Annotated in this window: 23 protein-coding genes and 1 tRNA gene (1 of these 24 cut by a window edge); 17 read left to right on the top strand and 7 right to left on the bottom strand. The window is 61.9% G+C overall.

Features of this window, described 5'->3' with window-relative positions; translation table 11 throughout:
* Positions 1–11 precede the first annotated feature (11 nt).
* From BBTA_RS05790 to BBTA_RS05775, 4 genes are all read left to right on the top strand, one after another.
* The gene (locus BBTA_RS05790) at positions 12–1,574 is read left to right on the top strand and encodes an IS66-like element ISBrsp6 family transposase (protein WP_011931032.1); all 1,563 of its coding nucleotides are present in this window, start codon (positions 12–14) and stop codon (positions 1,572–1,574) included.
* Positions 1,571–2,173: a plasmid pRiA4b ORF-3 family protein gene (locus tag BBTA_RS05785; RefSeq protein ID WP_011931033.1), complete on the top strand. Its 603-nt coding sequence runs from the start codon at positions 1,571–1,573 to the stop codon at positions 2,171–2,173. Before BBTA_RS05790 ends, BBTA_RS05785 begins: the two co-directional genes overlap by 4 nt.
* 42 nt (positions 2,174–2,215) lie before the next feature.
* Positions 2,216–2,707 carry a hypothetical protein gene (locus tag BBTA_RS05780; protein ID WP_148221399.1) on the top strand — a complete coding sequence of 164 codons (492 nt, stop codon included), beginning with the start codon at positions 2,216–2,218 and terminating at the stop codon, positions 2,705–2,707.
* Positions 2,708–2,816: 109 nt separating this feature from the next.
* Entirely contained in the window at positions 2,817–3,140 is a 324-nt protein-coding gene (locus BBTA_RS05775) for a DUF3768 domain-containing protein (protein ID WP_012041506.1), read from the top strand.
* Between the two features lie 30 nt (positions 3,141–3,170).
* Here the strand turns inward: BBTA_RS05775 and BBTA_RS05770 are convergent, their stop codons facing one another.
* The gene (locus tag BBTA_RS05770) at positions 3,171–3,398 is read right to left on the bottom strand and encodes a helix-turn-helix domain-containing protein (RefSeq protein WP_012041505.1); all 228 of its coding nucleotides are present in this window, start codon (positions 3,396–3,398) and stop codon (positions 3,171–3,173) included.
* Positions 3,399–3,483: 85 nt separating this feature from the next.
* Between BBTA_RS05770 and BBTA_RS05765 the strand changes: the two genes are divergently transcribed.
* Both BBTA_RS05765 and BBTA_RS05760 read left to right on the top strand, forming a co-directional pair.
* The gene (locus BBTA_RS05765; protein ID WP_012041504.1) at positions 3,484–4,380 is read left to right on the top strand and encodes a hypothetical protein; all 897 of its coding nucleotides are present in this window, start codon (positions 3,484–3,486) and stop codon (positions 4,378–4,380) included.
* Positions 4,381–4,394: 14 nt separating this feature from the next.
* On the top strand, positions 4,395–5,303 hold the full coding sequence (locus tag BBTA_RS05760) for a dienelactone hydrolase family protein (protein WP_041750364.1): 909 nt from the start codon (positions 4,395–4,397) through the stop codon (positions 5,301–5,303).
* 112 nt (positions 5,304–5,415) lie between these two features.
* Here BBTA_RS05760 and BBTA_RS05755 read toward each other — a convergent pair whose 3' ends face one another.
* Positions 5,416–8,463: a hypothetical protein gene (locus BBTA_RS05755; RefSeq protein WP_012041502.1), complete on the bottom strand. Its 3,048-nt coding sequence runs from the start codon at positions 8,461–8,463 to the stop codon at positions 5,416–5,418.
* 234 nt (positions 8,464–8,697) lie between these two features.
* A tRNA-Met gene (locus tag BBTA_RS05750) sits at positions 8,698–8,774 on the bottom strand.
* A gap of 597 nt (positions 8,775–9,371) precedes the next feature.
* On the opposite strand from BBTA_RS05750, the gene BBTA_RS05745 reads away from it, so the two are divergent.
* Positions 9,372–10,805 (top strand): coniferyl aldehyde dehydrogenase, encoded by a 1,434-nt coding sequence (locus BBTA_RS05745; RefSeq protein WP_012041501.1) that lies wholly within the window; start codon positions 9,372–9,374, stop codon positions 10,803–10,805.
* A 179-nt stretch (positions 10,806–10,984) separates the two neighbouring features.
* Positions 10,985–12,589 carry a GMC family oxidoreductase gene (locus BBTA_RS05740; RefSeq protein ID WP_012041500.1) on the top strand — a complete coding sequence of 535 codons (1,605 nt, stop codon included), beginning with the start codon at positions 10,985–10,987 and terminating at the stop codon, positions 12,587–12,589.
* Positions 12,590–12,609: 20 nt separating this feature from the next.
* Here BBTA_RS05740 and BBTA_RS05735 read toward each other — a convergent pair whose 3' ends face one another.
* Positions 12,610–13,371, bottom strand: coding sequence for an SDR family NAD(P)-dependent oxidoreductase (locus BBTA_RS05735; RefSeq protein WP_012041499.1), 762 nt, complete (start codon positions 13,369–13,371; stop codon positions 12,610–12,612).
* 112 nt (positions 13,372–13,483) lie between these two features.
* Here BBTA_RS05735 and BBTA_RS05730 point away from each other — a divergent pair, with 112 nt between their 5' ends.
* Positions 13,484–13,999, top strand: coding sequence for a CvpA family protein (locus tag BBTA_RS05730; RefSeq protein ID WP_012041498.1), 516 nt, complete (start codon positions 13,484–13,486; stop codon positions 13,997–13,999).
* Positions 14,000–14,125: 126 nt separating this feature from the next.
* Entirely contained in the window at positions 14,126–14,908 is a 783-nt protein-coding gene (locus tag BBTA_RS05725) for an SDR family oxidoreductase (RefSeq protein WP_012041497.1), read from the top strand.
* Between the two features lie 178 nt (positions 14,909–15,086).
* On the opposite strand, the gene BBTA_RS05720 is transcribed toward BBTA_RS05725, so the two are convergent.
* Positions 15,087–15,542: a DUF3775 domain-containing protein gene (locus BBTA_RS05720; protein ID WP_012041496.1), complete on the bottom strand. Its 456-nt coding sequence runs from the start codon at positions 15,540–15,542 to the stop codon at positions 15,087–15,089.
* Positions 15,543–15,658: 116 nt separating this feature from the next.
* Between BBTA_RS05720 and BBTA_RS05715 the strand changes: the two genes are divergently transcribed.
* From BBTA_RS05715 to BBTA_RS05700, 4 genes are all read left to right on the top strand, one after another.
* Positions 15,659–16,522 (top strand): MBL fold metallo-hydrolase, encoded by an 864-nt coding sequence (locus BBTA_RS05715; protein ID WP_012041495.1) that lies wholly within the window; start codon positions 15,659–15,661, stop codon positions 16,520–16,522.
* 77 nt (positions 16,523–16,599) lie between these two features.
* Positions 16,600–17,442 carry a fumarylacetoacetate hydrolase family protein gene (locus tag BBTA_RS05710; RefSeq protein WP_012041494.1) on the top strand — a complete coding sequence of 281 codons (843 nt, stop codon included), beginning with the start codon at positions 16,600–16,602 and terminating at the stop codon, positions 17,440–17,442.
* A gap of 124 nt (positions 17,443–17,566) precedes the next feature.
* Positions 17,567–18,181, top strand: coding sequence for a glutathione S-transferase family protein (locus tag BBTA_RS05705; protein WP_012041493.1), 615 nt, complete (start codon positions 17,567–17,569; stop codon positions 18,179–18,181).
* 33 nt (positions 18,182–18,214) lie between these two features.
* Positions 18,215–19,081 carry an MBL fold metallo-hydrolase gene (locus BBTA_RS05700; RefSeq protein ID WP_012041492.1) on the top strand — a complete coding sequence of 289 codons (867 nt, stop codon included), beginning with the start codon at positions 18,215–18,217 and terminating at the stop codon, positions 19,079–19,081.
* Positions 19,082–19,114: 33 nt separating this feature from the next.
* Here the strand turns inward: BBTA_RS05700 and BBTA_RS05695 are convergent, their stop codons facing one another.
* Positions 19,115–19,657, bottom strand: a complete 543-nt coding sequence (locus tag BBTA_RS05695; protein WP_012041491.1) for a methylated-DNA--[protein]-cysteine S-methyltransferase — start codon at positions 19,655–19,657, stop codon at positions 19,115–19,117.
* Positions 19,658–19,802: 145 nt separating this feature from the next.
* On the opposite strand from BBTA_RS05695, the gene BBTA_RS05690 reads away from it, so the two are divergent.
* The 3 genes from BBTA_RS05690 (at position 19,803) to BBTA_RS05680 (ending at position 23,441) form a co-directional block, all read left to right on the top strand.
* Entirely contained in the window at positions 19,803–21,059 is a 1,257-nt protein-coding gene (locus BBTA_RS05690) for a M20/M25/M40 family metallo-hydrolase (protein WP_012041490.1), read from the top strand.
* Between the two features lie 72 nt (positions 21,060–21,131).
* Positions 21,132–21,932, top strand: coding sequence for a phytanoyl-CoA dioxygenase family protein (locus BBTA_RS05685; RefSeq protein ID WP_012041489.1), 801 nt, complete (start codon positions 21,132–21,134; stop codon positions 21,930–21,932).
* Positions 21,933–22,136: 204 nt separating this feature from the next.
* Positions 22,137–23,441: an NAD(P)H-dependent oxidoreductase gene (locus BBTA_RS05680; protein WP_012041488.1), complete on the top strand. Its 1,305-nt coding sequence runs from the start codon at positions 22,137–22,139 to the stop codon at positions 23,439–23,441.
* An 85-nt stretch (positions 23,442–23,526) separates the two neighbouring features.
* Here BBTA_RS05680 and BBTA_RS05675 read toward each other — a convergent pair whose 3' ends face one another.
* A protein-coding gene (locus BBTA_RS05675; protein WP_012041487.1) for a hypothetical protein crosses the window boundary here: on the bottom strand, positions 23,527–23,658 show its end. Its footprint extends 462 nt past the window's final position; only the last 132 of its 594 coding nucleotides appear in the window; its start codon lies off the right edge, out of view; its stop codon occupies positions 23,527–23,529.

The following is a 23,658-nucleotide window of genomic DNA, read 5'->3' as shown; positions in this document are numbered from 1 at the left end:
AGCTCGGGCCAATGAGTGATTTGCCCGATGAGCTGCCGAGCGATCCAGCCGAGTTGCGTGTCTTTGCCACGGCTCTGCTGGATCGCTGTGCCCGGCTCGAGCGGTTGCTCAAGCTTGCAAAAGATGCGCAGTTCGGTCGGTCCTCGGAAAAGCTGGACGCTGATCAGCTACAGCTTGTTCTGGAGGACGTCGAAGGGGCCGTCGCGGCTCTCGAAACAGCCGAGGATCGCGCTAATCCCAGAACCTCCGAGAAGAGAGCGGCCGAGCGTAGAACCAACCGTGGTCAGCTTCCGGAGCATTTGCCGCGCATCGTCGAGACCCTGATGCCGGCGGAGACTTGTTGCCCGTCTTGTAAGGGCGACCTCTTTGAGATTGGTCGGGATGAGAGCCAGAGGCTGGACGTCGTTCCGGCGCAGTATCGCGTCATCGTCACCCGCCGGCCCAAGCTGGCCTGCCGTGCCTGTCATGGCGTCGTCCTCCAGCACGCTGCTCCCGAGCGACTGATCAGGGGTGGATTGCCCACCGAGCGGCTGGTCGCGCATGTGATCGACGCGAAGTATCATTGGCATTTGCCGCTTTACCGCCAGGCGCAGATGCTGGCGACGCACGGTATCGCCATCGACCGTTCCACGCTCGCCTTCTGGGTCGGCTATGCCGCCCAGGAATTGAAACCTTTGTGGCATCGTCTGCGCCAGCTTCTGCTCGCCTCCTCGAAGCTCTGTGTCGATGAGACGCCGGCGCCGGTGCTGGATCCGGGGCGCGGCAGGACCAAAACCGGCTACTTCTGGGCGCTGTCACGCGATGACAGGCCTTGGGCCGGACCTGATCCGCCTGGTGTGGTCTATGCCTATGCACCGGGCCGCGGCGCCGTTCATGGCTTGCGGCTGCTTGAGGGCTATCGCGGCATCATCCACTGCGACGGCTATCAGGCCTACAAGACCATGACCCGAGAGACGCGTGCGGACGCCTTGTCCGGGACGCTCGCCTTCTGCTGGTCGCATCTGCGGCGCCAGTTTGTGAAGATCGAGCGGGAGGCTGCGCCGGCGCCAGCTCCGGTTGCCCGCGAGGCTCTTGAGCGCATCGCTCAGCTTTACGCGGTCGAGAAAGCGCTCCGCGGCCGATCAGATGCCGAGCGCCGTGCTGGCAGGCAGGCGCACGCCCGACCTCTGGCTGCAGCCTTGAAGCAGTGGTTTGAGGCCAAGCTTGATCACCTTGCGCAAAAGAGCGACACGGCGAAGGCTTTACGTTATGCGCTGCGTCATTGGGACGGACTGACGCTCTACCTTGATGACGGGCGCATCGAGATGGACACCAATGCGGTCGAGCGAGCGATGCGGCCGATCAAGCTCAACGCCAAGAACTCTCTTTTTGCCGGTTGCGACGAGGGCGCCGAGAGTTGGGCCGTCCTGGCTTCGTTAATCGAGACCTGTAAGCTCAATAGCGTCAGTGCCGAGCACTGGCTTGCTGACGTTCTCGCGAAGCTCGTCAATGGTTGGCCTGCGACGCGACTGGACGAACTGCTTCCCTGGGCATCGATCTACACGATGCATGCGCACGATCGGCTGGCGGCATGAGCCTGAACACGACCGCGGTCCGAATCAAGGTGACCCTCAAGGACGTGAAACCGGAGGTGATGCGTCGCCTTGTTGTACCCGTCACCTTACGCCTTGATCGGCTGCATCTGACGCTTCAGGAGGCATTCGGCTGGACGAACAGCCACCTCTTCGAGTTCTTCGCTGGTGAGGCACATTGGGGGATTCCCGACCCCGACAATGATTACGGCCACCAGCCCATGGATGCCAGCAAAGCGCGGCTTTGCGATATCGTTCGCGAAACCGGCGCCAAGACGATCCACTATCTCTATGACTTCGGCGACAGCTGGGACCATGTGATCAAGCTCGAAAAATGGTTCGAGAACACCACGACGGAGGGGCTTCCCTTCCTGCTCGAGGCACCCGGTCGTTGTCCTCCGGAAGACGTCGGCGGTGCGCCAGGCTATGCCGAATACCTCGCCGCCATCAGCGACCCCGGCCATCCCGAGCACGAACACATGCGCCTCTGGGGCCCGGAGCGGTTCGATCCCAACGTCGTCGACCGGAAGGCGCTCGAAGCCGCCGTCAACGCGTTGTCCGACACATGGATACCGCGGCGACGCGCCACGCGAACAAAATAGGCGTCAACCGCCAATCAAAAGGGCCGCAGAGCTACGCTTACCATGGATCTCAAGTGCCGCGTGCTGATCAACCCACCGGAAGCAGTGTCAGCACTGGGCATGAAGCTTCCAATGGGACGAGTTTACGGCGGCGGCAAGGTGGTAAGGCTGTTCGTCCCGAATATCAGGCGCGAACTCTATGATAAGATACTGGAAGCGGCGGGTCCGCTTGCAGACGGAGAGCCTGCCGCCGAAAGAGCCGATGTTCCGGGTCAGGCTTCCGAGAACCCTCAGGCAAAAAGCGAAACGGATGCTGCGACGGACGACGTGAGGTGCATCTCGCCGGTAACATCGGGCTTGCCGCGCAGTTGGGAGGAAATCACGGTCGGCCACATGGTGCTGGCCCACGAGTCGCCTGACGATGGCTGGTGGGAGGCCGTCGTAATCCAACGAGACCAAGAGATCCTGACCTTGCGGTATCGCGACGCACCCAAGCTGCCGAAGTTCATCAGGCACATCAACACAGTCGCCTTGGTCAACCCCGGCCCCGGCTGATCTATCCACCCTCCGTATCAAATTGGCCCGGACTGCGGCCCGGGCCAAGCCCCTACCCACGCGCCGGACAGATTCCGGCATTCCCCCAACATAACCGGAGAAACCAACCATGTCGGTTGAACGGATTCGTGCGCTCAATGATCAGCTTCGAACGACTCTCACGGGCGGCAAGGCGTTCATGACGCCTGGCATTGCCGCGCTCGGACCAGAGCCCGTTCAGCGTCTCGTGACAGCTATAGCGACGTTTGACGACTTCTGTGTAGCCAACGATCCGCACGGCGAGCACGATTTCGGCATGTTCGAGTTTGAGGGCTCGTCCATTATCTTCAAGATCGAGTATTTCGATGCGAATTTCGAGTTCGGTTCACCCGACCCAGCCGATCCTACCGTCACCCAGCGAGCGATCACCCTCATGCTGGCCGAAGAATATTAGGCGACTGCTGGGCGGACCAACGCACCACCACTAGTCAGAAAGAAGTTTCGTCAAAGGTACGGAAAGCGCCTCAGCGATACGAGCCATCACCAACAGGCTGGGGTTGCGTTTGCCTCGCTCGATGCCGCCCATATAGGTCAAGTCGATCTCGGCTTCGAACGCCAACTTCTCCTGTGTCATCCGTCGTTGCTGACGGATCTTCCGAACATTCCTCCCCAACACCGCGCGCCAGTCCTGCATTGCAGGATCGAGCACCATCGGGCATATAGTCTCTAGGGATTATAATCCCTATTCGTATCAACCTGTGCGGGCGCGCCAATGAAAGCATCGAAAGGATCGCACAATGTCCAGCGCCGAAAGCTCTTACCAGCAAAGCTTTCTTCAACGTGTTTCCACCCCATTATTTCTTGTTTTATCTCTGCTCCTAGTCTTCGCCGGTACTTCCGTGTGCGTCTTTGCGGCCATGATCGTGTGCGTTATCGCAGGTGTTGAGAATTCCGACTTGCAAGCCCGTCTAGGTCTGGCCGCCACGCTTATCGGCTTTGTTGGATCAATCTATCTGCTGATCAGAGCCAGGCGCTCTCCGCCTTCGCAGCAGCAGCAATCGCGAACAACTGCGAGCGCTCCCCCGCCTTTGCCGATTGTCCACGCGGTGCAAGACGACATCCGCCTAAGCAACGAGTCCGCCGAGGGCGACGAGCATGAGGCGACAGCCGAACCAGATAGTGAAGATATCGAGGACGATGTCGATCAGACCCCCATGGAGTCAAATCGAATAGTCGATTGGTTGAAGGTCTGCACCACCCCGGTCTTGATCGCCTTCAATGCCTCCATCGTCTTTGTCGGTCTCGCTGCGACGCTCTCGCCGACGTTTGGAATGATCGGATTTGTTGTCGTACCGATAGCTTTTGTTTCTGCTTTAACGTCCCACCTCATGGGTACCCACTTTAACGTCCCCGGTGATCGGCTCTCTTACCCCTATTTTGCGTGGCGGCTAGGATTGCCGTTGTCCGGCATTCACGACGCCAACGCGCAGACCATTAACAAGCGTGGTGTCGATGTTCTGGCGAGCTTGGGCGAAAAGAACCCAAAATACAAAACCGTGCACCACTACCATGTGAATCTGTCAGGCGATTTTGGTGCACGGCGCTTGATGTTCCGCTCCAAATTCAAACACGATCAATTTCTGAGTATTCTGCGAACGATCCGGCCTGACGTGCGGATCACGCGGTGGTCCTGACAGTGAGAATCCACATGCGGTTTTTTCTTAGCATACTTCTTGTTCTGTCTTTCAACGCGGCACAGGCCGAACCGACTGAAGTCAAGATCACGTGGAAGGGCGACTACGCTCACAATTCAAGCAAGCGCTGGTCGAAGGACAATCCCTACGACAGCGGCTTCAGCAAGAACTTCAAGAACGGCACGCCCCAGGAGTTAGGCGATGTGCAGAAGGAGGGCGAGTTGAACGCTTTCGTTTACTCGCCCAAGGATGCGAAGGGGCCGGTGCCGTTCGTGGTTGTCATGCATGGTTGTGATGGCATGAGCACGGCAGAGAAAGAGTGGACGGCTCGCGTTGCCAACGCGCTCAACAAGGAAGGCTTCGGCGCACTGGTGCTAGACAGCTACACCACACGTTACGTGGATAACAGTTGCGGCTTGTCGGACTTGCACTGGGGCAGGCGTCGCGCAGATGACGCCTACTCCGCTCTCGATTACCTAATCGAGAAGAAGCTCACCAAGGCTAATGAAGCCTATATCATGGGCTACAGTAACGGGGGCACGACGGCACTGGTGTCGATGACGACACAAGAGTCTGATCATCCGCACCATTTTGCGGCGGCATTCGCAGTTGCTCCAGGCTGTAGTCCGTCTTTGCAGCATTCCGCCCTTTATACCGGCCCGATTTTGATTTTTATGGGAGATAAGGACGATGCAAATAATCCGGAGTGGTGTCGAGAACTGACAAAAAAGAAACGGTCAGTTCCGGTGCAGATGGTCGAGTACCAGGGTGCTAACCACGGGTTGGTGCTCGACGTACCGTCGCATGTTGGCAATCATGGCTGGGCTCTGACCTACAATCCAGGGGCGGAGAAGAACATGATGCAGACGATCATCGCCGCGATTAAGTCGAAGACGTTCGCCAAGGGCGTGGAGTCCAGATGACCACTTGCTCTATCGCGAGTTCGTAATGGGCCAGAAAATCAGAACCGGCAAGCTTCGCCAACTCTCTATCCGCTGCTTAGACCGCAATGCAAACAGAAATGCTAGATCAAGATCATTGTAGCGATCTGAGATTTTTGAGCGTCTCTAGCCTTCGCAGCCCCTCGCTGACGACTGCCTGGGATTGCGGACCTGCAGACTTGTCGGTGACGATTGATTCGATCACTTCTAGAAGGACTCGCTCACTATTTTCGGTCCGCGCGTCCAGATCCCTCAGGAAAACAGACGGTGGCCATTGCTCTGGACCTCCACCTTTAGGAGCGTTTTGAGCGCCCTGTCGCGCCTTTTGAAGGTCAGGCCAAAGAACCAAATTGAAAGCGTTTTTGCTCGTCAGCAAGGGCGCAATCTGCTCCTGGCTGCCCGCATCATCTTGCCCAAATAAAATGGCTCGTAGATCATCATTCACGGCCACTGACCTTGGAAATGCAAGAACCGTTAATCCCCTCAATGCGCGAACGCATCCGTCGAGCTCGAAGAGTGCTTGCGAGAGGTCGCTGGTCGAAGATTTCAATTTACTGATCAGCTCCTCACGAACGCGAGTAGCCATGATTTCGCTCGCTGCGCTGACCTGCTGCTCAATTGTCTTCGCATCTAGGTCGAGTGAAAACTGCGGCAACCCAAACGGCAACTCAGTCTCTTTTAGATAGTTCGAAAAATCGAACGCAGTATTTTGGATAAGGTGACTACCTCCGCCATTCCATCCCAACCACACCCGGCTCTTCTGCCCGACTGTAGCACTCGCCAGCTTAGTAACCGTTCCGCTCGCCTTGTCTTTGGCTTGTAGCCAGTAACCAATTGTCGGCGCAGCGTATATCTGATATTCGCCAGTAGCCACATTTGAGTAGTATGCGATGTAAGTCAGTTCCAATTTGCCTAACCCAAGCATCTCCCATTTTAGAAGATCATCGTTCTGTAAAATTGCAGCCCAAACCTTTTCAGGGTTAAATACGTTCGGCCAACGCTCATCACCAACAACAGGACCACGCGGGGTCTGCGGCCCAACGCTTGGCCATGGCTTCTTATTTATTGCAATCAAGTCCTCGCTTGTTCTAGCAGCGTGTCGAATCTCACGTTTCGCAATCGTCGAAGCTAGAACCTTAACTTCGGGAGAGGCAGTTTCAAGCGAAGGAGAAGCATCTGCAAGCTGACTACCTAACGCGCTTATCGCGTTCTTCCGGACTTCAGCGGCCGCGGCCTGGGTCCGCTTTAAAGATTCGTTGTAGCGAACGATCAAATCGCGATACAGATTGAGTATCCGCGCGGGCTGCTTAAAGCTGATCTCCCACCCGAACTCCCGAGATAGGGCTTCGCCTTCGCTGTTTAGAGCGTCAAAATCGACCAACGGCGACGCCCGGAAGTAATCAATGTTCTCAGCGGAAAGATCAACGAATGCTGCTGAAGCTAACGCCCATCTCGTTGGGTTAGCGCGAATGCCGCCGAACTCAAATCCAGCTCTTGCCCTTGCCATGCCTCGAAACAAATTGACGTGTGCGGGCCAATCCTCATCTTTCAGTCTCTCGGCTAGCGATTGTGGCGTATCCAAAGAAGCGTCCCAATAATCAGAGCGAGTCGGATCTCGTGCCTCCTTTAGATAAGAAATAATCTCTGCAACGCAGTCGCTATATCTTTCTTGCGTTAGGCGTCGGCCAGTTCTTTGTTCGTAGCCTAGACATTTTTCCATCTCAGCGTGAAACCGCTGGTCAATCGCCAGATCCAGGCGCGCTAGTGTGTTTCGCTGAAAGGCATCGAGCCGTAGCGCAATCCGGTCAATGGCCCGCTGTGCTGCCTCGACATCATAGCGAACACGGCCAATAGATTCGGCCAAAGACGCGAAATCTCGCACCATCAAGGAGTAGATTTCGTTTAGCTCCCAATCGATATGGTCAAACCGAGCGCGAACTTCTTTCTGGAACTCGGCAAGCTGCTTAGAAAGCTCCTTAATTGCAGACAATATGATTGCGTCAGGGGAATCCTGATGTGGTCCGAATGCTTGACTTAGCAACAACCCAATCGACAAGAAGTTGTATGTCAAAGCTGCCGCGCTCATAGCTGTGGCTAGGTTCTCTCCATGGCGAGCTTTCAGTAGTAGCTGGTTCTGCTCGAAGTCATTCACAGAGGTGTAGAACTGACCGACCGCTTGTGTTGTCGCGTTAATGCCACGCGCGAGGTCGCGGTCGCTCAAGAAAGCAGATACTACGAAGCCTGCTGCGCGGAGGTCTTCTACCTCAGCCCGAACAATCGCGGCGCGGTTCTGCGCTTCCGCACTCAAGATGATTTTTTTGAATGCTTCCTCGCTTTTTGAACTCGCCTTAACCGAAATGTCCTCTTCTCGGCGCAGATTGCCTGCTATTCGGGATACCTCCGAACCCATCCCGTCGATCTTTGCTTGTAGATCGCGCTTAACTGCCTCAACTAACCGTACAGCACGATCCTGAGCAGATCCCCCGCTCTTTACCAGTTGTCGAACATATCGATTGTTCGCGTAGTCCGGGTTGTTCGCTAAAATCGTGTCAGCGGCGTCGTTCGTGTTCGCCCCAAACCTTCTTCCAAATACAACGTCGATGAACTCGCCGTAAGTCTTATCCTTTTGCGCAAGATCGTAAACGGCTCCGAGTACTTCAGTTAGACGCCTGGCGTTGGTCCGGAAGGAGTTGCTCGCCGCACGATTCTGTTGCGACAAGAGGAGCATCTCGCGAGGCTCGATAGCGGTGCGCAGTTGGCTCTGAAGCCAGTCCCCGACCAAAAAGCCTGGGGGACCGGCCTGCTTTAAAGCCTCATATATTTTGTTCGCGCGAGAGGCTTCTGGATCCAAAAACTCGCTATGCTGGACACCTGTCCTAGGCAATCCACTTTGGTCAAGAGAATCTATGAACGTTCGATGCTTTAGTGCATCTGCTTCATGGACCCAGACTTGACTGCTCGGGCCGCCTGCACTGATCGAGACTGTTCGATCAAGATAGTCAACGTATTCCCAGTTCCGTCCCCTGCTGATCTGATAGGAGGCGTTGCCAACCCAGACAGCTCTATCGATTTCCGACGCGGCGTTAGCTGGCGCGCCCAGAAATAGTACGAACACAGCCCCCAAAAAAATTCGCGCGGTCATATCGGCCCCCTAATGATGTTTGGCGGCACACAAAGTCGGGGGCGATACACAACCCCAAAAGATTAGAGTATCCCGTGAACCGGCCCGAGCCCAGCCGCACGCCAATTTCATCGCCCTTCTTGACCTGCTCGGCATGCCCAGAGCTGGTGGCGACACGGTGGCGACACGAGGCAAAAAGAGAGCCGCTCCGATTGAGCGGCTCTCTAGAATTTCCTGCTATTACAGGGACTTATTTGGTTGCGGGGATAGGATTTGAACCTATGACCTTCAGGTTATGAGCCTGACGAGCTACCGGGCTGCTCCACCCCGCGTTAACTGGTGCGACCCTGTCGGGAAGTGTCGGGTGTTCCTGGCTGACACTCGAGAGTGCCGCCGATCCATCCCAAAGGCTTCCTGAGAAGGCTTGAGCCCGTAGGCCGGGTCGGCCATCGGGTGCGGGCGGTATGTACCAATGCGAGGCGGATTTGGAAAGGGCTTTCGGCAAAGTTTTTTTGCGGGATTATGACACCTGTCCCGGGAGCCGCAATCCTGAAAAAAGCCATTTTGAATCAACCAGTTAGGATATAACCTCAAAAAAGCAGAAACCGGTTTTCCCAAGAGATCATGCTCAAGCAAGGAGAAGATCATGATGCGCTTCTGTGGAAACGCATCATGATCGAGTGGACGGCCGGTGCTCGCCCCGTGGCGAACAGGCGGTAAGCGGCGGCTGGGACCAGCGGCAGTTCCGCCAGGCGTCGGACGATCTCGTCGGCCCGTGGAAGAAGGCCTTCCCCTTCGAGGCGTTCGCAACCCCATCGCGACGGAAACAGCGGCCGCACGCTTGCCAAGGGTTTCGCAACACGGCAGCTTTGCGCAACGAACGAGAACGACGGCCCAAGCGCCGCCGCAGGACACGCGAGGAGACGCCCATGGATCAATCCCTGAAGAGCCCCCCTGTTCTGGCGCTCGATGACGCCTTCCATGCCATGATCGAGGCGTCGCGCAGCGCGCCGCCGCCGAGCCTCGCCGCGCGGCTCGACAGCCTGAGACGGCTGCGGACGATGCTGGCGGACAATGAGAAGCGCCTGGAGCAGGCGATCTCGGCCGATTTCGGCCATCGCTGCGCGGTCGAGACCACGATCGCAGAGACCCTGTTTCTCCAAGCCGAGATCAAGCACACGCTGAAACTGCTGCCGCGCTGGATGGCGCCGCGGCGGATCGCGACCGCGCTGCAGTTCTGGCCCGCCCGCAACCGCCTGCTGCCGCAGCCTCTCGGCGTGGTCGGCATCATCGCGCCCTGGAACTATCCGCTGCAGCTGACGCTCGCGCCCGCCATCGGCGCCATCGCCGCCGGCAATCGCGTCCTGATCAAGCCCAGCGAGCTGACACCACGATTCGCGGCCCTGCTCCGGGAGGTCATCGCCGCGCATTTTGACCCGACCGTCCTCTCCGTCACCGGGATCGAGGATGGCGTCGCGCAGGCTTTCGCCGCGCTGCCGTTCGATCATCTGGTGTTCACCGGCTCGACCCGGGTCGGCCGCATCGTCGCCGAGGCGGCGGGGCGCAATCTGACACCGGTCACGCTCGAGCTCGGCGGCAAGTCGCCGACCATCGTCGACGTCTCTGCCGACCTCGATCAGGCGGCCGAGCGCATCGCCTATGCCAAGCTGCTCAATGCCGGCCAGACCTGCATCGCACCGGACTATGTGTTCGTACCCGAGCCGCAGCGCGACGCGTTCGCAGACAAGCTCCACCGCAACATGCTGCAGATGTTCGGCACCAATCCGGCCAACAACGACTACACCTCGATCATCTCCGATCGCCATTATGCGCGGCTGGAGGGATTGCTGCGGGACGCGATCGCCCGCGGCGCCAAGCCACTGAGCGCGACAAGCCCGGAAGATCCCGCCTGGAAGAAGCTGCGCAAATTCCCGCCCACCGTGCTGATCGGCGCGACACCTGACATGGCGATCATGCAGGAGGAGATCTTCGGACCCCTGCTGCCTGTGATGACCTATCGCGCGGCCGACGAGGTGATCCGCTATATCAACGCCCATGACCGGCCGCTGGCGCTGTACTGGTTCGGTCGGGACGACGCGGCGCGCGAAGCCGTGCTGGCGCGCACGGTCTCCGGTGGCGTGACGATCAACGATTGTTTGTTGCATTTCGCCCAGATGAATCAGCCGATGGGCGGCGTCGGCGCATCCGGCATCGGGCATTATCATGGCGAGTGGGGCTTCAACAGCTTCAGCAAGTTGAAGCCGGTGTTCTACCGCTCGCCCTTCAACCGCATGAAGGACCTCTATCCGCCCTATGGCACCAGCATCGCCCGGATCGAGAAGTTGCTGCGGCTGCTGAGCTGAACGCCTTGACCGCGTTGCGCCGGGTGCATCCGGCGTGAGCCGGCATCCGCAGGCAAGCGGGCAAACATCCACTGCGCGATCCGGGGTCAGCTCGGCACGTCAATGGCATTGCCATCCACGTGCGCGTCACCCCCGGAATGACGTCCAACAACAAGCAAGACAACATCAGGGAGAGACGCGTGACGGACGAGGTCGATTTCATCGTCGTGGGCGGCGGCAGCGGCGGGGCGACGGTCGCCGGGCGGTTATCGGAGGATCCGGCGACGTCGGTCGCGCTGCTCGACGCCGGCGGGCGCAACGACAATTGGATCGTCACGACGCCTTATATGCTGTTCCTGATGGTCGCGGGTCCGGTCAATAATTGGTCGTTCACGACAGTGCCGCAGAAGGGCCTGAACGGCCGCATCGGCTACCAGCCGCGCGGCCGCGGACTCGGCGGCTCATCCGCCATCAACGCCATGGTCTATATTCGCGGCCACCGCGCCGACTACGACCATTGGGCCGCGCTCGGCAATGCCGGCTGGTCCTATGACGACGTGCTGCCCTATTTCAAACGGGCGGAGAACAATGCGGATTTCAACGGCGCCTATCACGGCCAATCGGGGCCGCTGCCGGTCAACCGCCTGCGCACCGACAATCCGGTGCATGAGATCTTCCTGCAGGCCGCCCGCGAGGCGCAGTTTCCGCTTCGCGACGATTTCAATGCCGAGACCCAGGAAGGTCTTGGACTGTATCAGGTCACGCAGCGCAATGGCGAGCGCTGGAGTGCTGCACGCGCCTACATCCAGCCGCATCTCGGCACGCGGCGCAATCTCCGGGTCGAGACCGCGGCGCAGGCCTCGCTGATCCTGTTCGACGGCAAGCGCGCGATCGGCGTCAAATATCGCCAGGGCAAGGAGGTCAAGGAGATCCGCTGCCGGCGCGAGGTGATCCTCGCCTCCGGCGCGTTTCAGACACCGCAGCTCTTGATGCTCTCGGGCATAGGCGACGCCGCCGCATTGGCGCGGCTCGGCATCGCCCCCCTGCACGATCTGCCGGGCGTCGGACAAAACCTCCAGGACCATCCCGACTTCATCTTCGCCTATCTCTCGGATAACCCGAACTTCTCGTCATTGTCGCCCCAGGGCATCAGCCGCCTGCTGCGCGGGGCGCTGCAATATCGCCGCGAGCGGCGCGGACCGATCACCTCGAACTTTGCCGAATGCGGCGGCTTCCTGAAGACCCGCCCCGACCTCGATAGTCCCGACATCCAGCTCCATTTCGGCATGGCCGTCACCGACGATCACGGCCGCAAGCGCCATGGCAATGGCTTCTCCTGCCATTTTTGTCTGCTGCGGCCCAGGAGCCGCGGCACGGTCATGCTGAAGAACGCCGATCCGCTGACCGCGCCGCTGATCGATCCGAATTTCCTCGGTGAGGAGGAGGACCTCGAGGCCATGGTCGCCGGCTACAAGACCACGCAGCGGCTGATGCAGACGCCGGCCATGCGCAGCCTCGGCAAGCGCGATCTGTTCACCTCCGAGGTCAGGAGCGATGACGACATCCGCGCCATCCTGCGCAGTCGCGTCGATACCGTCTATCACCCGGTTGGCACCTGCAAGATGGGCGTCGATGATCCGCTCGCGGTGGTCGATCCGCAACTGAGGGTCCGCGGACTCGCCGGGCTGCGCGTGGTCGACGCCTCGATCATGCCGACCTTGATCGGGGGTAACACCAATGCGCCGACGATCATGATCGGCGAGAAGGCCGCCGACATGATCAAGAGCGAGCTGCGCGGCACCTGATCGGCTTCGACCGGCGCCGGTCAGGTCAGCAGGAAGCCGCCATCGACGGTGACCACGCTGCCCGTCATGTAGCGCGAGGCGGGCGAGGCCAGCAGCATGATGGCGCCGTCGAGATCGCTCTCACGGCCGACGCGCCGCTGCGGAATGCGCTTGATCAGCTTCTCGCCCGCGGGCGTCTCCCAGACGTCATGGTTGATGTCGGTGTCGATGTAGCCCGGCGCCAGCGCGTTGACGCGGATGTCGCTGGCGGCGAGTTCCAGCGCCAGCGCCTTGGTCGCCTGAACGACCCCCGCCTTGGAAATCGCGTAGGGTGCAATGAACTTCACGACGCTGAAGCCGAGCACCGATGCGATGTTGATGATGTTGCCGCCGCCCTTGCGTGCGATCATCCGGCGCGCCACCTCGGTTGCCGCGAAATAAGCCCCCTTCAGATTGGCGCCGATCACCGCGTCCCAATCCGCCTCGCTCTGCTCGACCGCCAGCTTCTCGACCGCAATGCCGGCATTGTTGATCAGCACCGTGATCGGACCCAGCGCGGACTCGGCCGCATCCAAGCCCTTGGCGATCGATGCCGCGCTCGTCACATCCATCTCGACGGCCACCGCGCGACCGCCCTTGGCCTTGATCTCGTCCTCGAGCGCCTTGAGCTTGCCGGTCTGCCGCGCAGCCAATGCGACCGCGGCACCGTGCGCCGACAGCACGCGTGCGAACTGCCGGCCCAGCCCCTGGCTCGCGCCGGTGATCAGGATCACTTCCCGGCTGACGTCGAACAGGTCGGACATGACACTCCCCTTGGGTTTCCTCGTTTGTTGCGGCGCATTTGATACAGACGATTTGAAGGAGGGCAAACCGGAATTGTTTACCGGCCCCGCCTACAACCACAGCGGAACAATGATGAACGCCTTCGACCTCGCCGCTTGTGTTGGACTGGTGATCGCCGTCTATAGCGGCTTTTCGACCGGGCTGTTGCGCAGCGCCATCACGATACTGGCTTATCTGTTGGCGATGCCGCTGGCGATGGGAGCCGTCGCAGCGATGAGCCCGCAGCTCAGAGATGTCCATGGCGTGCCCCTGGCCCAGGGCTGGCTGCAGTTCTTCGCTGCCTTCGTCGTCATCGGCGTCGCCCTGGGCAAGATCGGTCGCATCCTCCTGGATCAGGCGATCGGTTCCGAAGCCGGCTTCGGCGACCGGCTCGCCGGTGCGCTGCTTGGCGCCGTGCGCGTGGGCATGGTGGCGACCACGCTCGTCCTGGTGTTCGACAAGATCGTCCCACCCGAGCGCCAGCCCCGCTTTCTCGAAGGCTCGCGGTTGCGACCGCTGCTCTCGCTCGCAGGCGCGAAGGGCTTCCGCTCGCTGCCGCCCGAGGTGGCCGGCCTGATCGATCGTCTCAAGCAGGAACGGCGCATCTGATCACCGCCCGCACTGGCGAGCCATGCAATTCGGCACAGCCCGGTTGCTCTTATCAGCGACAGCTTGCTTGGCTAGAATGCCGCCATCATCGCTTCTGTTTCACTGACATATTCGGAGTCATCAATCGTGGATCTCGGGATCAAGGGCCGCCGCGCCATCGTCTGCGCCTCCAGCAAGGGGCTGGGCCGCGCCTGCGCCATCGCGCTCGCCAATGAGGGGGTGCATGTCACGATCACCGCGCGCGGCGCCGAGGCGCTGGCCAAGACTGCAGCCGACATTCGCGCGGCCAATCCGGACATCACCGTGACCGAGGTGGCTGGCGACATCACGACGCCAGAGGGCCGTGCTGCGGTCCTCAAGGCGTGCCCGGATCCGGACATATTGATCAACAATGCCGGCGGCCCGCCGCCCGGCGACTTCCGCAACTGGACGCGCGATGATTGGATCAAGGCACTCGATGCCAACATGCTGACGCCGATCGAACTGATCAAGGCGACCGTCGACGGCATGATGGCGCGCAAGTTCGGCCGCATCGTCAACATCACCTCGGCCGCGGTGAAGGCGCCGATCGACATTCTCGGCCTCTCCAACGGGGCCCGCGCCGGCCTCACCGGTTTCGTCGCCGGCCTGTCGCGCAAGACCGTGATCAACAACGTGACCATCAACGCGCTGCTGCCGGGCCCGTTCGAGACCGACCGCCTGATCGGCACCGCCAAGATCGAGTCCGAGCGTCGCGGTATTCCGCCCGAGCAGATCCTGGCCGAGCGCGCCAAGACCAACCCCGCCGGCCGCTTCGGCGATCCCGAAGAGTTCGGCCTCGCCTGCGCCTTCCTGTGCGGCGCCAAGGCCGGCTACATCACGGGGCAGAACATCCTCCTCGACGGCGGTGCCTTCCCCGGCACGCTGTAGCACAGGGCTTCGTCGCGGCCGTTCCAAGCGGAACGGTCGCGCGGCCTGACCTCTCCCCGCAAGGGAGGCGAGGGATCACACCGCCCGCGTGGTCACAACCCGGCTTCGACAGACAGGACCAAACCAGCTATTCCACGCCCGCGAGCTGCCGCATATCACGAGCCGGATATCGCATATCCTATTGCTTTGTGATCTCGTCCTCGTCGCGCTGGCTCGGACTCGAGGAATCCGCCGTGGTGCGGCCTTCGGTCCAGTCGATGCCGAACGCATCGAGACCCTCCGCCAGGAGATCGCCGAGCATGGGCTCACCGAGGAGATAGCGCGCGGTGTGGCGGTCGCGCTGGCCGGCCGCTTCGCGGCGCAGATCGTCCCACTCCTCGATATCGCCATCGCCGCGGCCGAGCCGCATCAGCGCGACCAGGTCGGTCTGCTCGTCCTCGCTCATCGCATTGATGAAGCCGGTGATCTCGCGCACGACCGGATCATCGCCGTTATCTTCGAGCACGTCGATCATGTCGTCATCGACGGCATTGGAGCCGGAGTCGACGTCGCTCGCCTGATCCTTGACGTCGAATTCACGCGCCTTCTCGATCAGGAAGGCGACCTTCTCGGGCGATATGGCCAGCTCCGGCATGACACTCTCCTCCATGGACTGGCCACGACAACGCCTGTTCCCGAGAGTCGATCCATTGCGCTGGACCGCGCGACGCGGCATCGTCGCCGGCATCAAGAACAAACGGGGAAACGCGCATGCCATGGACGGTCGGCCGGGTCAGGATCAGCAAATTCGTCGAACTGGAGACGGTGGGCGGCACCCGCTTCATCCTGCCACAAGCGACGCCCGAGGCGATCCGCGCGCTGTCCTGGCTCACACCCGACTTCGCCACCGGCGAAGGCAAGCTGAAGATGGTCATCCAGACTCTGGTGCTGGAGACGCCGACCCGGCGCATCGTGGTCGACACCGGGCTTGGCAATGATAAGCAGGGCCGCAGCGTACCGGTGTGGAACAACCGCACCACGCCGTTCCTGCAGACGCTGAGCGCCGCCGGCTTTCCGCCCGAGAGCATCGACATGGTGATCTGCACCCATCTCCATGTCGATCATGTCGGCTGGAATACGCGGCTGGTCGACGGCCAATGGGTCCCGACCTTCGCCAAGGCGCGGTATGTGTTCGGCCGCACTGAATATCAGCATTGGCGCGACCATAGCGAGGCGGCCGACGAGACGGCGACCTTCGCCGATTCCGTGCAGCCGATCGTCGCGGCCGGTCGCGCCGACCTGGTCGCCAGCGATGCCGCGATTTGCGACGAGATCACGCTGATCCCGCCCCCCGGCCACAGCCCGGGTCACGTCAGCCTGCACATCCGCTCCGACGGCGCGGAGGCCCTGCTGACCGGGGATGTCGCGCACCACCCTTGCCAGATGGCGCATCTCGACTGGAGCTCGACTGTCGACTCTGATCCTGCCCAGGGGATCGCCACGCGGCAGGCGCTGTTCTCGCGCTTCGCCGACACCGCCACGCTGGTGATCGGCGGCCATTTCGACGCCGGCTACATCAAGCGCGATGGCACGGCCTTCCGTTTTGAGGCAGTGCGGGGCGGCGGCAGCGCATAGCCCGCGAGGTTGAATTTCGCCCCGCCATGCTCCATGACAGGGCCCTGGAATACAGAGATGCCAGGGAGAGAAACCAGATGAAGCTTGTTCGCTACGGCGAGAAGGGCGCGGAGAAGCCGGGCCTGATCGATGCATCCGGCCAGTTGCGCGACCTGTCGGCCCATGTGAAGGACCTCGACGGCGCCGCCTACGCGCCGGAGTCGCTGAAGAAGCTCGCCGCGCTCGATCCAGCCTCGCTGCCGGCCGTCGCCGGCAAGCCGCGGCTCGGCGCGCCCGTCACCGGCATTTCCAAATTCGTGGCGATCGGCCTCAACTACTCCGATCATGCCAAGGAGACCGGCAACCCGATCCCGGCGGAGCCGATCTTCTTCCTGAAGGCCAACACCGCACTGTGCGGGCCCTATGACCCGGTCGAGAAGCCGCGCGGCTCCACCAAGCTCGACTGGGAGGTCGAGATCGCCGCCATCATCGGCACCCGCGCAAAATATGTCTCCGAGGCCGAGGCGCTGAACCACATCGCCGGCTACACGATCTGCAACGACGTCTCCGAGCGCAACTTCCAGATCGAGCGCCTGGGCCAGTGGACCAAGGGCAAGTCGCACGACACGTTCGGCCCGGTCGGCCCCTGGCTTGTCACCAAGGACGAAATCCCGGATGTGCAGAACCTGTCGATGTGGCTCGACGTCAACGGCCAGCGCCGCCAGACCGGCACCACCGCAACGATGATCTTCTCGATGGCGAAGTGCATCTCCTACGTCTCGCAGTTCATGACCTTGCTGCCGGGCGACATCGTCACCACGGGCACGCCTCCGGGCGTCGGCATGGGCATGAAGCCGCCGACCTTCCTCAATGTCGGCGACGTCGTGACCCTCGGCATCGAACGTCTCGGCGAGCAGCGCCAGGAGATCGTCGAGGCTTGAGCCTCGAACATTGTCATTGCGAGCGAAGCGAAGCAATCCAGGGCCATTCGTGCCGCCCTGGATTGCTTCGTCGCTGACGCTCCTCGCAATGACGCTCATTATCTGCGTCGGTCAGGAAACAACGATGAAACTCACCTACTCGCCCGCCTCGCCATTCGCCCGCAAGGTGCGGATCGCCGCCATCGAGCTTGGCCTGATCGACAAGATCGAATTCGCGCCGATGTCGGTCATGCCCGGCCAGGCCAATGACGAGTACACGAAGATCACGCCGCTGAAGAAGCTGCCGGTGCTGATCCTCGACAATGGCGACGTGATCCTGGATTCCTATGTCATCGTCGAATATCTCGACGAGCTCGCCGGCGGCAACAGGCTGATCCCTGCCTCCGGCGCGGCGCGCTGGACGGTGAAGAGCGAGCATTCGATGCTGCAGGGCATGCTCGATTCCATGTTGCTGTGCCGCTACGAGAACGCGGTGCGGCCGGAAGCCCTGCGCTGGAAGGCCTGGTCGGACGATCACTGGAACCGCGTCTGGGCCGGCATGGCGCGCTTCGCCGCGCAGAGCGATTTGATGACGCGACCGTTCGACGTCGTCGCCATCGGCCTTGTCTGCGTGCTCGGCTATGCGGATTATCGCTTCGCCGATTGCGGCTGGCGCAAGGCGTTTCCGACCCTCGATGCCTTCCATCAGAAGATGCTGGAACGGGAATCAGTGAAGATCTCGGTGCCGCCGGCGGCTTGATCATTCCGGGCGCATCATTCCAAGGGACATCTCGTGGCTCTGACGTTTTCGGTTGCCGATCTCACGATCCATCGCATCATCGAGCAGGAAACCACCTTCCTGCCAGCCCGCGAGATCTTCCCGGAGCTGACGCCAGAGATGCTGGACGCCGAGCGCAGCACGCTGCAAGCGGCCAACGCGCTCGATGCGCAGGATACGCTGATCCTGTGCTTCCAATCCTATGTGGTGAAGACGCCTCACCACACCATCCTGATCGACAGCTGCATCGGCAACGACAAGCCACGCGCGCGGCCGGTCTGGAACATGAAGACCGACGACACCTACATGCGGGCGCTCGACGCCGCCGGCATGTCGGTCGACGACATCGACATCGTGATGTGCACGCATCTGCACACCGATCACGTCGGCTGGAACACGCGGCGTGACAATGACCGCTGGGTGCCGACCTTCCCGAACGCGCGCTATCTGTTCGCGCAACGCGAATATGATTACTGGGTTGCGCAGAACGCCAAGGCCGAGGTGCCGCCGTTTGCAGACAGCGTGCTGCCGGTGGTCGAGGCCAAGCGGGCCGACATCGTCATGGACGACTTCGCGATCGGCGATCATGTCCGCCTCGTGCCCACGCCGGGACATACACCCGGCCATGTCGCAATCGCGCTCGGCAAGGGCAAGGACGATGCGGTGTTCGCCGGCGATCTCATTCACTCGCCGCTGCAGCTGGCCTATCCCGAGCTGTCGCCGAAGTTCGATGTCGACCCGGCGCAGGCGGCCGTGACGCGGCGCACGTTCCTGGAGCGCTATGGCGACACCGCCACCGTGTGCTGCACGGCGCATTTCCCTTCGCCGTCGGCCGGCCGCATCAAGCGCAAGGGCAATGGTTTCAGCTGCGAGGCAATCTGATACGAGCGGGGCAGGACCCGCCACGGCCGCGCATCAACCGAACAGGCTCGGGGTGTAGTTCACCGCCGCGCCCTCGATCGCCAGCATCTTCAGCTTGGTGTCGACGCCGCCATTGGCGGAGAAGCCGCCGGGCTTGTTGCCCGCCGCCAGCACGCGATGGCAGGGCACCACGATCGGGCACGGATTGCGCCCGAGCGCCTGGCCGACTTCGCGCGACAATTCGACGCCACCGAGCTGCTTGGCAATGTCGCCATAGGTCAGGGTCCGGCCCGGCGGGATGCGGCGGGCGATGTCGTAGACGCCGCGCTGGAACGCGCTGACGCCATCGAGATCGAGTTCGATGTCGCTGAGATCATCAGGCTGCCCCGCGAGCAGCGCCCTGATGCGTCCGATGACGCGCTGCACCTGCGGCGTCGGCTCGGCTTCGGTGATGCCGGCATGACGCTGCTGCATCCGGGTGCGGATCTGCGTCACGCCGCCCATCGGCAGCTGCACCGCATTGATCCCGCGGGGTCCCCAGGCGATCGCGCAGGTGCCGATCGCGGTGTCGAACAATGCATAGACCTGGTCTGACATGGCGGGCTCCATCATCGCTCTGCCCCGTATCATCTGGCGATCAAATTAGGCTTGGAGAATGTTGCGATCCACCCGGATTCTGCCAATGTCGACAGGCGCCCCAAGCCTGGCCCGGGAGCGCGCATCGATGAAACAAGGACCCCGGATGACGCCTTTCTCCTTCCGCCTCGCAGCATTTGCCCTGCTTGCGGCCACCACCAGCCTATCGGCCGCCCAGGCCGGCCCCGATGAGACGATCAAGGCCGCAGCCGAGCAGGCCAAGCCGGCGGTGATCGACTCCTTGCGCGAGATGGTGCTGATCGAGTCCGGCTCGAGCGATGTCGAAGGGCTGAAGAAGATGGCCGACCTCACCGAAGGCCGGCTGAAGGCGCTCGGCGCCACCACCGAACGGCGCAAGACCACCCGCGGCGTCGGCGCGGACATGGTGATCGGCACCTTCGAGGGCACAGGCCGCCGCAAGCTGATGCTGATCGCCCATATGGACACGGTGTACCAGCCCGGCATCCTCAAGACCGAGCCGTATCATGTCGAGGGCGACCTGATCTACGGGCCGGGCATTGCGGACGACAAAGGCGGCATCGCGGTGATCCTGCACAGCCTGCAGATCCTCAAGGACATGGGCTGGCGCGACTACGCCAGGCTGACGGTCGCGTTCAATCCCGACGAGGAGGTCGGCTCGATCGGCTCCGGCGAGTTCATCGCCGAGCTGGCCGACCAGCACGACGTCGTGCTGTCCTGCGAACCGACCGCGGCCAAGCCCGCGGCGCCGGTCGACAGCCTGCTGCTGGGCGCCAGCGGCACCGCGACGGCCACCATGCAGGTGACGGGCCGCGCCTCGCATGCCGGTGCGGCGCCCGATCGCGGCCGCAACGCGCTGATCGAGCTCTCACACCAATTGCTGCAGACGCGGGACATCGCGAAATCGATTCCGGGCACACAGCTCAACTGGACGACGGCCACCGCCGGCACCGTGCGCAACCAGATTCCGGAAAAGGCCAGCGCCGGCGGCGACGTGCGCCTGACGGTCGCCGACGGCGTCGAAAAGCTGCAGGCCGCGCTCGACGAGACGACCAAGAGCCATCTGGTGCCCGACACCGAGGTCAAGGTGACGATCGAAAAGGGCCGTCCGCCCTTTATCGCGTCCGATCGCGGCCGCGCGCTCGGCAAGGAGGCGCAGGGGATCTACGCCGAGCTGGAGCGGCCGCTCGCGCTGGTCGACATGACCGGCGGCGCCACCGATGCCGGCTTTGCCAATCGCAGCGGCAAGGCGATCGTCGTCGAGAGCTTCGGCATCGCCGGCTTCAACTATCATGCCCATAACGAATATATCGATAGCACGACCATCGTGCCGCGGCTCTATTTGATGACCCGCATGCTGATCGAGCAGGGCAAGAAGATGTAGGATGTGACTGCGAGAGGCAGCCCGGCGAGCAGACCGGGCGCCTCCATCAGGGAAACGAGCGAGGAGAACGCCATGCAGCTGACGCCGGAGCAGATTGCATTCTTCAACCGCGAGGGCTGGCTGTTCCTGCCCGAGCTGTTCAGTCCGGAAGAGACCGCCTTCCTCGCCCGCGAGGCCGAGGCGATCTATGCCGCTGACCGGCCGGAGGTCTGGCGCGAGAAGAGCGGCGCGCCGCGCACCGCCTTTGCGGCGCATCTCTACAACGACGCCTTCCACGTGCTCGCGGCGCATCCGCGCATGATCGCGCCGATCGAGCAGATCTTCGGCGAGAAGGTCTACATGCATCAGTTCAAGATCAACGCCAAATCGGCCTTCACCGGCGATGTCTGGCAATGGCACCAGGATTACGGCACATGGAAGCGCGACGACGGCATGCCAGAGCCGCGCGCGATGAACATCGCGATCTTCCTCGACGAGGTGATGCCGATCAACGGCCCCTTGATGCTGGTGCCGCGCAGCCAGCATGCCGGCGACCTCGAGGCGTCGCACGATCTCGCCACCACGTCGTATCCGCTGTGGACCCTCGACGAGGCGACCGTCACACGTCTCGTCGCCGAGGGCGGCATCGTCGCGCCGACCGGCAAGCCCGGTGGCATGCTGATGTTCCACGGCAATCTCGTGCACGGCTCCGCCGGCAACATCACACCCTACCCACGCAAGATCGTGTATCTCACGCTGAATGCCGTCTCGAACTACATCCGCACCCCCACGCGCCCGGAGTACATCGCGCATCGCGACTTCACGCCGATCGCCACGCTGCCGGATGACGCGTTGCTGCAGCTGGCGCGAGCGCATCGCGAGGCGGCTGAGTAAAGCACAGCACGCGCCACGAAAAATGTCGTCATGCCCGGGCTTGACCCGGGCATCCATCAACGGAACGATTCTCCCGCAGAGAGATGGATGGCCGGGCCTCCGCCGCGCCGAAGGGGCTTCGGCCCCGCAGGCGGGTCAAGCCCGGCCATGACGAGAAACTGATAGCCGCCCTACCGCGCCTTCAAGAAACGCTGGAATTCTCCAATGAACCTCCACTCCCTCCTCCAAGCCCGCCACGCCTCCGGCCAACCTGTCCGCGTCGCGCTGATCGGCGCCGGCAAATTCGGCTCGATGTTCCTGTCGCAGGTGCCGCATGTGGTCGGCCTCGAGGTGCCTGTGATCATCGATCTCGATCCGGAGCGAGCGCGCGACGCTTGCCGGACGATCGGCTGGAGCGCGGAGCTAATTGAGCGCACGGCATTCAGTGTTGATGGCGCGAAGGCGCTGGCTGACAACATCGATGTCGTCGTTGAAGCCACCGGCAGTCCGGCCGCCGGCATCCGCCACGCGCGCGCGGCGATCCGTGCCGGCAAGCACATCGTGATGGTCAACGTCGAAGCCGACGTGCTGGCGGGACCGCTGTTGGCTGACGAGGCGCGCAAAGCCGGCGTGGTCTATTCGCTCGCTTATGGCGACCAGCCGGCGCTGACGGCGGAGCTCGTCGATTGGGCGCGCGCCACCGGCTTCCATGTCGTGGCGGCCGGCAAGGGCACGAAATATCTGCCGGCCTATCACGACGTGACGCCCGACGGCGTCTGGCAGCATTACGGGCTCACGGCCGGCGAGGCACAGTCCGCCGGCATGAATCCGCAGATGTTCAACTCCTTCCTCGACGGCACCAAGTCGGCGATCGAGATGGCGGCGATCGCCAACGCGACCGGGCTCGATGTTCCGAACGATGGCCTGTTGTTCCCGCCTTGCGGCGTCGACGACCTACCGCATGTGCTGCGGCCGCGCGAGCGCGGCGGTGTGCTGGAACGCTCGGGCATGGTCGAGGTGGTGTCGTCGCTGGAACGCGACGGCCGCCCCGTGTTTCGCGATCTGCGCTGGGGCGTCTATGTCGTGCTGGAAGCGCCGAACGACTACGCCGCGGATTGCTTCCGGCAATACGGCCTGAAGACCGACACCAGCGGACGCTATGCGGCGATGTACAAGCCCTATCATCTGATCGGACTTGAGCTGAACGTCTCGGTGCTATCAGCAGCGCTACGCAAGGAACCGACCGGCCAGCCGCGCGGTTTCCGCGGCGATGTCGTCGCGGTCGCCAAGAAGACGCTGCGCGCCGGCGAGATGCTCGACGGCGAAGGTGGCTATACCGTCTGGGGCAAGGTGTTCCCGGCTGCGACAAGTCTTCAGCTCGGCGCGCTGCCGATCGGATTGGCGCATCGCGTGAAGCTGACCCGGGACGTCGCGCATGGCGAGGTCGTGCGCTGGAGCGATGTCGCCATCGACACCGCCGATGAGACGGTCAGTGTTCGAAAGCAGATGGAGGCGGTATTCGCGCGCTGAGCCTGCGATCCACTCGGCCAGCACGGCACAATAAGAAGCCCCGACCGCCGGTCGGGGCTTTCGTGATCCTGAAGGATCAGCAATATCAGTTGTCATCCTCGCCGAACGCGGCGGCGAGCTTGTCGTAATATTTCACGACGAGATCGATGTTGCCCTTGTTCTCGACTTCCGGCGGCTTCGCCTTCAGCGCCGCGTTGAGATCGTTGAGAACCTGTTT

The organism is Bradyrhizobium sp. BTAi1 (assembly GCF_000015165.1).
GTDB classification, from domain to species: Bacteria; Pseudomonadota; Alphaproteobacteria; order Rhizobiales; family Xanthobacteraceae; genus Bradyrhizobium; species Bradyrhizobium denitrificans.
The sequence above is the reverse complement of the archived record's forward strand: the minus strand, read 5'-3'. Positions and strand labels throughout refer to the sequence as shown.

What these genes read in the sequence shown, in the direction of transcription:
- BBTA_RS05790 (WP_011931032.1), top strand. Translation starts at nt 12, where the DNA reads ATGAGTGATTTGCCCGATGAGCTGCCGAGCGATCCAGCCGAGTTGCGT.
- BBTA_RS05785 (WP_011931033.1), top strand. Translation starts at nt 1,571, where the DNA reads ATGAGCCTGAACACGACCGCGGTCCGAATCAAGGTGACCCTCAAGGAC.
- BBTA_RS05780 (WP_148221399.1), top strand. Translation starts at nt 2,216, where the DNA reads ATGGATCTCAAGTGCCGCGTGCTGATCAACCCACCGGAAGCAGTGTCA.
- BBTA_RS05775 (WP_012041506.1), top strand. Translation starts at nt 2,817, where the DNA reads ATGTCGGTTGAACGGATTCGTGCGCTCAATGATCAGCTTCGAACGACT.
- BBTA_RS05770 (WP_012041505.1), bottom strand. Translation starts at nt 3,398, where the DNA reads ATGGTGCTCGATCCTGCAATGCAGGACTGGCGCGCGGTGTTGGGGAGG.
- BBTA_RS05765 (WP_012041504.1), top strand. Translation starts at nt 3,484, where the DNA reads ATGTCCAGCGCCGAAAGCTCTTACCAGCAAAGCTTTCTTCAACGTGTT.
- BBTA_RS05760 (WP_041750364.1), top strand. Translation starts at nt 4,395, where the DNA reads ATGCGGTTTTTTCTTAGCATACTTCTTGTTCTGTCTTTCAACGCGGCA.
- BBTA_RS05755 (WP_012041502.1), bottom strand. Translation starts at nt 8,463, where the DNA reads ATGACCGCGCGAATTTTTTTGGGGGCTGTGTTCGTACTATTTCTGGGC.
- BBTA_RS05745 (WP_012041501.1), top strand. Translation starts at nt 9,372, where the DNA reads ATGGATCAATCCCTGAAGAGCCCCCCTGTTCTGGCGCTCGATGACGCC.
- BBTA_RS05735 (WP_012041499.1), bottom strand. Translation starts at nt 13,371, where the DNA reads ATGTCCGACCTGTTCGACGTCAGCCGGGAAGTGATCCTGATCACCGGC.
- BBTA_RS05730 (WP_012041498.1), top strand. Translation starts at nt 13,484, where the DNA reads ATGAACGCCTTCGACCTCGCCGCTTGTGTTGGACTGGTGATCGCCGTC.
- BBTA_RS05720 (WP_012041496.1), bottom strand. Translation starts at nt 15,542, where the DNA reads ATGCCGGAGCTGGCCATATCGCCCGAGAAGGTCGCCTTCCTGATCGAG.
- BBTA_RS05715 (WP_012041495.1), top strand. Translation starts at nt 15,659, where the DNA reads ATGCCATGGACGGTCGGCCGGGTCAGGATCAGCAAATTCGTCGAACTG.
- BBTA_RS05710 (WP_012041494.1), top strand. Translation starts at nt 16,600, where the DNA reads ATGAAGCTTGTTCGCTACGGCGAGAAGGGCGCGGAGAAGCCGGGCCTG.
- BBTA_RS05705 (WP_012041493.1), top strand. Translation starts at nt 17,567, where the DNA reads ATGAAACTCACCTACTCGCCCGCCTCGCCATTCGCCCGCAAGGTGCGG.
- BBTA_RS05695 (WP_012041491.1), bottom strand. Translation starts at nt 19,657, where the DNA reads ATGTCAGACCAGGTCTATGCATTGTTCGACACCGCGATCGGCACCTGC.
- BBTA_RS05690 (WP_012041490.1), top strand. Translation starts at nt 19,803, where the DNA reads ATGACGCCTTTCTCCTTCCGCCTCGCAGCATTTGCCCTGCTTGCGGCC.
- BBTA_RS05685 (WP_012041489.1), top strand. Translation starts at nt 21,132, where the DNA reads ATGCAGCTGACGCCGGAGCAGATTGCATTCTTCAACCGCGAGGGCTGG.
- BBTA_RS05680 (WP_012041488.1), top strand. Translation starts at nt 22,137, where the DNA reads ATGAACCTCCACTCCCTCCTCCAAGCCCGCCACGCCTCCGGCCAACCT.